The organism is Enterococcus sp. DIV1096b (assembly GCF_050498765.1).
In the GTDB taxonomy this organism is placed as follows: Bacteria; Bacillota; Bacilli; order Lactobacillales; family Enterococcaceae; genus Enterococcus_D; species Enterococcus_D entomosocium.
The window spans coordinates 3545869-3555000 of sequence record NZ_JBMHEK010000001.1; the positions used below are offsets into that span (position 1 = coordinate 3545869).

9 protein-coding genes (1 of these 9 only partly in view) are annotated in these 9132 nt (G+C 43.7%); all 9 read right to left on the reverse strand.

The genetic code is table 11. From position 1 onward, the window contains the following. Positions 1–129: 129 nt before the first annotated feature. A complete protein-coding gene (locus IGJ17_RS16635) occupies positions 130–564 on the reverse strand; it encodes a PTS sugar transporter subunit IIA (protein ID WP_086316708.1) in 435 nt (144 codons plus the stop codon). Between the two features lie 12 nt (positions 565–576). Further along, the gene (locus IGJ17_RS16640) at positions 577–2607 is read right to left on the reverse strand and encodes a BglG family transcription antiterminator (protein ID WP_008381679.1); all 2031 of its coding nucleotides are present in this window, start codon (positions 2605–2607) and stop codon (positions 577–579) included. Next, positions 2588–4336 (reverse strand): PTS sugar transporter, encoded by a 1749-nt coding sequence (locus IGJ17_RS16645; RefSeq protein WP_035007201.1) that lies wholly within the window; start codon positions 4334–4336, stop codon positions 2588–2590. The genes IGJ17_RS16640 and IGJ17_RS16645 overlap by 20 nt, the downstream gene beginning before the upstream one ends. A 69-nt stretch (positions 4337–4405) precedes the next feature. Further along, positions 4406–5767 (reverse strand): NlpC/P60 family protein, encoded by a 1362-nt coding sequence (locus IGJ17_RS16650; protein ID WP_142437288.1) that lies wholly within the window; start codon positions 5765–5767, stop codon positions 4406–4408. 185 nt (positions 5768–5952) lie between these two features. Further along, positions 5953–6462 (reverse strand): rod shape-determining protein MreD, encoded by a 510-nt coding sequence (gene mreD / locus IGJ17_RS16655; protein ID WP_008381673.1) that lies wholly within the window; start codon positions 6460–6462, stop codon positions 5953–5955. Between the two features lie 2 nt (positions 6463–6464). After that, positions 6465–7322, reverse strand: a complete 858-nt coding sequence (gene mreC / locus IGJ17_RS16660) for a rod shape-determining protein MreC (protein ID WP_005232949.1) — start codon at positions 7320–7322, stop codon at positions 6465–6467. A gap of 142 nt (positions 7323–7464) precedes the next feature. Continuing rightward, positions 7465–8097 carry a thiamine diphosphokinase gene (locus tag IGJ17_RS16665; protein WP_016612034.1) on the reverse strand — a complete coding sequence of 211 codons (633 nt, stop codon included), beginning with the start codon at positions 8095–8097 and terminating at the stop codon, positions 7465–7467. Then, entirely contained in the window at positions 8098–8751 is a 654-nt protein-coding gene (rpe, locus tag IGJ17_RS16670; protein ID WP_185932207.1) for a ribulose-phosphate 3-epimerase, read from the reverse strand. Positions 8752–8760: 9 nt separating this feature from the next. Continuing rightward, a protein-coding gene (gene rsgA, locus IGJ17_RS16675; protein WP_005232946.1) for a ribosome small subunit-dependent GTPase A crosses the window boundary here: on the reverse strand, positions 8761–9132 show its 3' portion. It continues 513 nt past the right edge of the window; 372 of the gene's 885 nt are visible here — the last part of the coding sequence; its start codon lies off the right edge, out of view; its stop codon occupies positions 8761–8763.

A 9132-nucleotide genomic window follows, 5' to 3' on the forward strand; every position in this document is an offset into this window, starting at 1 on the left:
TTGCCAAAACGCAAAAAAAAACGTGTACCCACTCCTTCTACACAAGGTAGAAAGAGCGAGCACACGGCTGTAGCTCATTCATGTATTTCGTTCGCTGCTATTGTTGCAAGCCAGTCTGCTGCTGATTGCTTATTCTTCTGCCAGCAAAATCTGTTGGATCTCTTCAACCGATTCGGCATCACTAAGCGCCCGAACATTCTGCATATCAGAACAAAAAAAGGCGATTTCTTGCAAAACAGCTAATTGCTGCTCTTTTAGGACGACTACGAAAAGGATCGTAGCGGTTTTGGGCTGCTCCTTCGTGCCGAAGTCAACGCCATCAGGCACTTGGATCAAAAAGAGCCCTTCTTCCTTGATCCATTGCTGGGCTTCTTCTTCCCCATGGGGCAGTGCAACAAAGTTCCCGATGTAAACACCTGTTTTTTGATGACGCCGCAAAAGGCTTTTGACATAAGGTAAAGAGACGATTTCCTGGTTGACTAAGTACTCGCCAATTTTTGTCAGGGCCTCTGTGGCATCGGTAAAGTGTTGATCCAACAAAATCCGCTCCTGTGGAATATACATCGCTGATCCCTCCTATTGTTTTACTTCTTCAATCAAGAGCGAAGAGAGTAACTGATAAATAATCGAATCATTGCCGGAATTAAAAATCTCCGTATTTAGATCATTCATAATGATCGAACCACTGATTTTTCCTAACATCTGAGAGCTTGTTTCATTGATAGGATAGGGCGCCAGCATGACTAATAAACGGGTAACAGCGATCTCTTTTTTATCCATCGCTAGAAGTGGCAGCGGCTGTTTCAAATCGAAAATACGAAAAACTGGTTGCAGGATCGCCGAACTCGCCGCGTGAAACAAGGCAAAGTGGGTGTCAGGAATGCCCACTGGCGCTTGGAAGTAGCGCCGTAAGAGACGATCAACGACTTTCTCACGATCCAAAACAACATGTGCATCAAAAGACGTCAGCACCAGCTGCAACGTTTCTTCCAAGTCCGCTGGGTTATCAATCGCCTGCACTTGAAACAGCGCCAATAGCTGGTTAATAGCTTCGATAAAAGCCAAGACCGCTTCATAGGATTCCTCTTTGACCAAAGCAGAGGGTGCTTTTTTGGCGGAACGTTTTTTCTGACTAATGGCTTGGAAGGCCTTCTTCAACTCTTGAATGTCTTCTTCTAACAGGATCGGTGAAACGAGTTTGTACTCTCCTTGATACCCTGGCAACAATGAAGTCGAGATCACCAAGTCATAGGTCTCCTCGATATTTTCCCGTTTGACATCCCCCACTCGAAAGAAGGTGATTTGATTGATAAAGGGAAAATGTTTCCGCAGCTGCATCTCTAACAAACTGATGGAGGCTAATCCGCTAGGAGAGATCCCTGCAATATTGACTTCTAACACTTTCGGATTTTTTTCCAACGAATTGGCAAAATGCAGGACCATATAGGCGATTTCTTCTTCCGAGAACTGCTGCTGCGGAAAGACTTGCGGCAGATGATTGCGAATCCCGCTGGCAATCTCGACATACTGGTTCATGATTTTTTCTAGGATAGGGTTGTTCAAATGATCTTCTTCTAAAATCGCCCGCGTCATTACTCCTGAGATATGGGTCAGCAGCATTTTATACAAGTTCGTGTCTTCATAAAACGCCACTTCTGTTTGCTCACTGACCAATTCGATCAAGCGTTTTACACGATAAGCCAAGTCGGTATCAAAATTGTCATCAAAAAAATCACGGTCAAAGGAATTGGCAAAATCACCTAGTAACACGGCAAAAAAGACGATTTCGTTGATGGAATAAAGCAGTTTGGTCTTTTCGGCGATCTGAGCAAAAATCTTTTTCGCCACCTTCAGCAAGTCTTTGTTGATCTGACTCGGGTACGTCTCTTCTTCCACCGTATAGCCCAAAGCTACCCGATCCATGGCTAGCGCCAGCATCAAGACGATAAAGGCTAATTTGCGGTCACTAAGTTCCTTGAATTGGGGTTCGATGGTTTCCCGAATCAGCCGCTGGGCTAGCAATAGATGGTCGCGGGACAGAAATTGAAAAATAAACGGGGCTTCATCATCGGTTTCCAGTAAATGGAAAAATTGGTATTCATTGATCTCCATCACTAGTGTATTGGCTGTGATCAACCGCCGATACTTTTCGGAGCCTTCAATCTCATACCCTTGATTGCGCACGATCCTTAACGGCAGCCGTGCGAGACTCTCTTCAAGCTGTTTGATGTCTGAAAAAAACGTCGTATTGCTGATTTGGTAACGCTCCAAGAAAAAATGACTGGATACAGGCTTCGTGGCGGTAGTCAGTTGCAACAAAATACGGTGTTGCCGCTCACTAGCCGCGAATTCTTGATCGGTATCTGCCATAATGGCTTCTTGCAATTGGCGAATGCTCGTTTCTGATGCAAAAATTTGGAAATGACCACGACCGACCTTCTCTAAGGTAGCACCTACTGTTTCCAGGGATTTTTCTAGATTAGCCAGTTCACGGTACACCGTTCGTTTACTGACTTTTAAGACTTGCATCATGCGATCTAAAGAAACCGGACCGGTACTATTCATCAATTCCGTTAATAAAAGTGTTTCACGATTGGTCAAAAACATAGTCGACTCCTTCTGTCAGTAACTGACGATACGCATCTGTCGTCAATAAATCATCCACCACCAGTAAAGAAACATCTGGGATCGGGCACTTTTCTGCAAGTTCTTTCGGGAGGATATAGACTGCCGTAGGATCAAGAGCTTGTCCTTCATATGCCATTTTTTTGATGGTCAAAGACAGCGCTTGTTGGCGAGCCATTTTTCTTAATATCTCCACTGCCATCGTTTGTGAACCGCGTTTTTTTCCAGTATACAAAAAGATGATCGTTGAAAACCCTAGCGAATTTGCTGCTTCGATTTGTAACGATTTTTGCGGATCCTGTTCTCTTCTTTGTAATTCTTGGATCAGCGGAGCATACTCATCTGCCGCCAAAAAATTATCTAGCACATAATGCTGTGCGTGTGGTGTCTGCTTTTGGGCAATAGCTGCTAATTCCCGTTGGGTGATCACTAACAGCTTGGGATCATCGGTCACACGATAAATCGACTGATAGCGGACAGGAAACGTTAGCTGGGCTTCTTGCAACTGTTTTTTTAGTATGCTGGCACCAATCGCACTGGACCCCATCCCTGCGTCACAGGCCACGACGATCTCCGTGACTTTCTTCATTTTCGGCATCTTACGCTCCTCATTTTCTGTATTGGTCTTCCGTTTTAATAGCACACTAACGATCGCAAACGATACGACCGTACTGACGACAATCCCAGTTAAGACACCAAGGATCATAGAAGCCGGTGTATTGAGCAAAATCGCCAAAATCGAGCCCGGGGACGCCGGTGCTCTCAAGCCTACTCCTAAAAATTGGAAGATCAGTGTACCGCTGAAACCACCAACGATCGGACCGAGCAACACCCAAGGATCGAGCAGAACAAACGGGAAATACACTTCATGAATCCCGCCAATGGCCTGCACAAAAATGGATGCTGCGGCATTCGTTCGGTTTCGCTTTGAACCAAAGAAAAGATACGCCGCTAAGACCCCTAATCCCGGACCGGGGTTGGCCTCGATCAAAAATAAAACCGACTGCCCATTGAGTGCCGCGGCTTCGATTCCTAGCGGCGTAAATAGTCCATGGTTGACAATATTATTAAAAAACAAAACCTTCAATGGTTCTACAATGATATGAATAAAAGGCAAGACGTTTTGCCGAACGAAATAATCAACGAGCTGATAGCTGCCGAGACTGAACCAATTAAAAAGCGGCGCCAATAGGAAGTAACTGCCTAAAAAAAGGAGTCCGCCAAGCGCACCTGCAATAAAATTGCGCACCAGCATCTCATAGCCACTTTTGACCTTACTCACGAACGAATCACTGCGATACAACAGCCAGCCTGCCAGTGGTCCCAGTAGCATCGCCCCAAAGACTTGGGGAATATCCGTTGCAAGAATAGCCCCTAAAACCGCCACTGCTCCTACGACCCCACCGCGTTCAGGTGCCAACATTTGCCCACCTGTATAGGCAATCATGAGGGGCAGCAACACAGTCAAGACCCCTTGTTCCATTTGCTGGATCACTTGTTGATCGACTGAGAAAAAAGGCAACAGGAATGAAATCAGCATCCACGCAATAAAAATACTTAAATTCGGCATCATCATGCGAGAAAGATAATTCGTATAAAACTTAACCGTTATCATTTTTTCTCTGGAAGACGAGGTCTTGTTCATTTTATCCGCTTCCTTTCTCTTCTCTATTATAAGATGTTCTGGCAAGACTGAAAACAAAAAAAGCATACGTTTTTTAAAACAGAAATCAAAAAAAGCTGACGTAAAACGCCAGCTTTTGAAATAGCTTCAATTGATTTAGTTTACGCGCACCGCGAAATCTGGTGAGTAATAAGAGTAACTGCTGACAGAAACATTTTGACCAGGTGTTGGTGCATGAACGTATTGTCCGTTACCCATAGCGATCGCCACGTGGTGTGTGCTTCCGCGGCTACCCCAGAATAACAAATCACCGGCTTTTGCTTCGTTGATCGAAATTACCGTACCGGAAAATTCTTGTGCGTAAGTTACCCGTGGTAATGAGATCCCAACTTTAGCAAATACATATTGTGTAAAGCCAGAACAGTCAAAGCCATCTGGTGTCGTACCACCCCAAACATAAGGAGTACCAATGTATTTCATTGCTTCTGCTACGATTGCTGAACCATTGACCGTTTGTGCGGGTGCAGGAGTACTGCTTGAACCGTTGCTGCTATTATTTGATCCTTGGTTGTTATTGCTATTGTTATTATTGGCAGGTGTCGATGGTGTCGTATTTGCTGAACCGCTGCCTTGTGATGAACTGCCTTGCGTAGTATCAGTCGTCGTACTAGAATTTGTTGTGGCGCTTGATGTCGTTGAATTCGACGTTGAAGATTCGCTTGGTGCTGCTTCCTGAGTAGCTGCTTCAGCTGCTGCCGCTTCTTGAGCCGCTGCTTCTTGTGCTGCTTGTTCACGAGCTGCTGCTGCCGCCGCTTCTTCTGCAGCGATGCGAGCTTGTTCTGCTTCGTATTCTTCTTTTTGTTTTTCTAAATCAGCTTTTTCATCTTCTTTAGATGCTTGTTGAACAGCCAATTCCGCTTGCAAAACATTCAAATCAGCTTGTTTGGCTTGTAGATCCCCTAATTGTGTTTCTAATTCAAATTGGTTCGCTGCGATCTCTGCCAATTTATCGTCGTTTTCCGCTTTTTTCGCTTCAACTGCTTCTTGGTCTGCCTTTTGTTGATCTACAAGATCTTTGTTAGCATTGACGATCGTCGTCATTGCTTGCACACGGCCAATAGCATCTGTTAAAGAGTCAGCTTCTAATACTGCATCAATAAAGTTCGTGCTTTGTCCATTGACTTGAACATCACGAGCTTGTTTTTGGATCGCTTCTTCACGCTTTTCGATTCTGACTTTCAAATCGGCAATTTCTTGCTTCAACTTTTCAGAATCCGCACGCAAATCCCCTTGTTGTTGCAACAAAGTTTGGGCTTTTTCATTGATTGCAGTCAAGTCGCTTTCAAGTGTTGCTACTTGTGACTGGATGCTCGCTTGCTGGTTTTGCAAGTCAGAGATCTCTTGATTTTTTTCTTCAATTTTATTGTCAAAATCTGATGCAAAGACAAGTGTCGGTGCTGCTGCAGAAGTAAGAACAATTGAACTTACTAACAATAAAGATAAAATTCGCTTTTTCACTCTTCATTCCTCCGGCTGTTGCTTCCCCTAATATGGTTTTTTTATGTATAAATGCTTAAGAATACCTAAAGTCCTTCACGATAGTGTGATTGTAACACAGCCGTATGTCAGAGAGATAAAAGGAATATTACAAAAACATTTCAATCGCTGTTATTTTTATACAGTCAAACGCAAAAAAAATGAAGCTATTCGTCTTTGAATAGCTTCATGAATGGAACAACTAAAAGGATAAACAAAAGGATGTTCAATAAAAGCGTTGGTGCTAAAAAGCGGGAAACAAAGAATGACGTGCTAACTGATGCGATCTTAAACAGCAATTGAACCCCCAATGTCACAACTTCTAAGCTTGTAACAAAGATGATCATTCCGAAAAACATGGTAAATACATTTTGATAAAGCGTATTTTTCAAAATATACATAATCCACACGATCAAGGGAAACGCCACCGTGTAGATGCCGATCACACCGACATAATACACGTCATAGAGACAGCCGATCACCAGCGCCGTGGTAATCAAAAAGTTTTTCGGCAAATACTTCGCGCCACATAAAAGAGCGATCAATAAAAGATGCGCACTGGCGATATAATTGTCTTGGGTCCATTTTTCCAAAAAACGCGTCAGTTGTCCATCTGCCAACATCATCAAAAAGAAGACGCCCGCTGCCAGGTATTTGATGTAGTCATGCTTTTTCATGGCTATTCCTCACCTGCCAAGCGTTTGATAATCGTTACAGCTTGAATATCATACATTTGGGCATACGGTTTTACAAATACTTGGGTATCAAGACCAAACTCATCTTTGGTGGTACGGATCACTGTTCCGATCGCTAAGTCGGCGGGCGAGTTTCCTCCTAATCCAGAGGTCTGCACGACATCGCCTTCCTTCAGCTCATTGTCCCCCGTCAATTGGGTAATGACTAAGGAACGTTCTTTTTGATCGTAACTACTTAGGATCCCAAAGTTTGACCCATCTTCGCCGCTGATCCGAACCGGATAGTGGTTGGAATTCTGGTTTTCAGAAGTCAAAAGTTCAATTTTAGAAGAAGCTGCATTGACCTCAATGACACGACCAATCAAGCCTTTTTGCGACATGACTGCCATGTTGACCTCAACACCATCTCTTGAGCCGCGGTCCACGATCAGCATATCTTGCCAAGTATCAGGTGACCGATTGATGACATTGGCGGAGATCCGTTCATAATTCGTCAAGGTTGCATTCAGCTCTAGCTCTTCTTTCAAGGCATCGATTTCTCTTTGCGCATTGTCCTTCGCTTGTTCCAGTTCCTCAAAACTGTCCAATTTCTCTTTTAAACGTTCATTTTCTTCATAGGTCACAAACAAATTTTTGACTGAATTGGCACCATTTTCGATCCAACGAAAAGGAGCGGTAATCATTTTATCGATAAAGCCAACGGAGTCATTGACCGTAGATTGCACGGCATTGGTGGAGTTTCCCGCTGCTCGGCGGGCGATCGTCACGCTTAATACGGTGACAACTAAAATCACAATAATCAATGTGATGATAATATTTTTATTAGGATTAAACTTTTTCACAAAGACACCTCAAATAATTCCAAACTGTAGTTCCAATTTTACCATTAATACCCTGCAAACAAAAGCTAAGTTGTCCGTCTTAATGTTTTTTTTGTAATTAAGTTTCTGAAATTTTCAACAAAAAAAAGAGACGTTCCGTCTCTTAATCACAACTTTGAATGACTGCTATCATCCCGCTGCTAAAGGAAAAACCTGCTGTTTGTGTCAGAAATTCATTGCTAGCATAAGAAGTTGGGTACGGTACTTGGACGTTTTCTAATAAATACTTGCTACCTGTTAACGTCAAATCTGTTACCGGCGTCAAACAGCAATACGCCAAATACTGCATCCCGGGTTCTTTTTCCAATTGATAGGTGCCTGGTAAAAAGAACTGAACGACATTTTGACGATCTAAAAAACGCAGATTTGGGGCAAATGGACGAAACCGATCTTCTAAAACTAACCACAGATTGGCTAAAAGATGGTCAAGGCGTCCCCCCGTTGCACCAATCACGTCGATTTGCGCTTCTGGATAAAGACGCAACGTCTCAACCAATGCCAATTGAGTATCTGTATCATCTTTTTCAGCAGGGGCTTGGATCACTGTCTTAACTTGTTGTTTGACCGCTTGCAATTCTGCTGCGGTCAGGGAGTCGAAATCACCGATTGCTAGATCGACTGGCCGTTGGTGCTGAAGCAAAAACAGGGCCCCACGATCAATTCCAATGTATTTATCATACGCCATCAACTGTGGCCAATTTTCAGGACTTCCACCTGCCGCTAACAAAATTTTCATTTACTGTAAAGCTTCTTTCAAGGCTCTGATTTGCGCCGCAGGTTCATCGGCATCGTAAATATAGCTTCCTGCTACAAAGACATTTGCGCCTGCTTCCAGGCAGCGTTTGGCTGTATCAGGAACGATCCCGCCATCTACTTCGATATCATAATGGTAGCCTTTTTCTTCTTTTAAAGCAGCCAGCGCCGCAATTTTTTCCAGTGATTCTTCAATAAAGGATTGCCCACCAAACCCTGGATTGACCGTCATAACTAACACTTGATCACACATGGATAAAACATGTTCAATGGCTGAAACTGGTGTACCTGGGTTGATGACGATTTCTGCTTTGACATTTTCTGCCACAATCATTTGGATCGCACGATGGATATGAGGCGTTGCTTCCGCGTGGATACCAATGATATCTGCTCCAGCTTCCGCGAAGGCATGGATATACTTTTCTGGCTCGGTGATCATTAGATGAACATCCAACGGCAGCTTGGTAACTGGGCGAATCGCTTTAACGATGTTTGGGCCTAAGGTAATATTAGGAACGAAATGACCGTCCATCACGTCTACGTGAATGTAATCTGCGCCATGGCGCTCTACCAGCTCAATGTCTCTTTGAAGATTTGCAAAATCGGCACTTAAAATAGATGGTGCTAGTTTCATCATGCTTTTCCCTCACTTTTTCTTCTTTTTATAAACCGGACGTCGGTTTTCAATCTCTTCTAAAAATTGCACGTAGTTTTTGTAACGAGTTTCAGCAATCTCATTTGCTGCAACTCCCTGTTTAACTGCACAATCAGGTTCATTGAGGTGCATACACTCCCTAAAGCGGCAGTTGGAAGCTACTGCTAAAAAATCAGGGAAGAGCTTTGGTAACTCTACTGCTTCGATTTCCAGAAAATCGATCGAACTAAATCCTGGTGTATCGGCAACCAATCCATCACAAATCGGCAAAAGCTCCACATGACGGGTCGTATGTTTCCCCCGTCCGAGAGATTCTGAGATCACTCCTGTTTCCAATGCCAATTCCGGGACGATTCGATTCAA

Coding starts and splice junctions, on each gene's coding strand:
- mreD (WP_008381673.1), bottom strand. CDS start 6,462: ATGAAAAAGCATGACTACATCAAATACCTGGCAGCGGGCGTCTTCTTT.
- IGJ17_RS16665 (WP_016612034.1), bottom strand. CDS start 8,097: ATGAAAATTTTGTTAGCGGCAGGTGGAAGTCCTGAAAATTGGCCACAG.
- IGJ17_RS16645 (WP_035007201.1), bottom strand. CDS start 4,336: ATGCTTTTTTTGTTTTCAGTCTTGCCAGAACATCTTATAATAGAGAAG.
- rpe (WP_185932207.1), bottom strand. CDS start 8,751: ATGATGAAACTAGCACCATCTATTTTAAGTGCCGATTTTGCAAATCTT.
- IGJ17_RS16635 (WP_086316708.1), bottom strand. CDS start 564: ATGTATATTCCACAGGAGCGGATTTTGTTGGATCAACACTTTACCGAT.
- IGJ17_RS16640 (WP_008381679.1), bottom strand. CDS start 2,607: ATGTTTTTGACCAATCGTGAAACACTTTTATTAACGGAATTGATGAAT.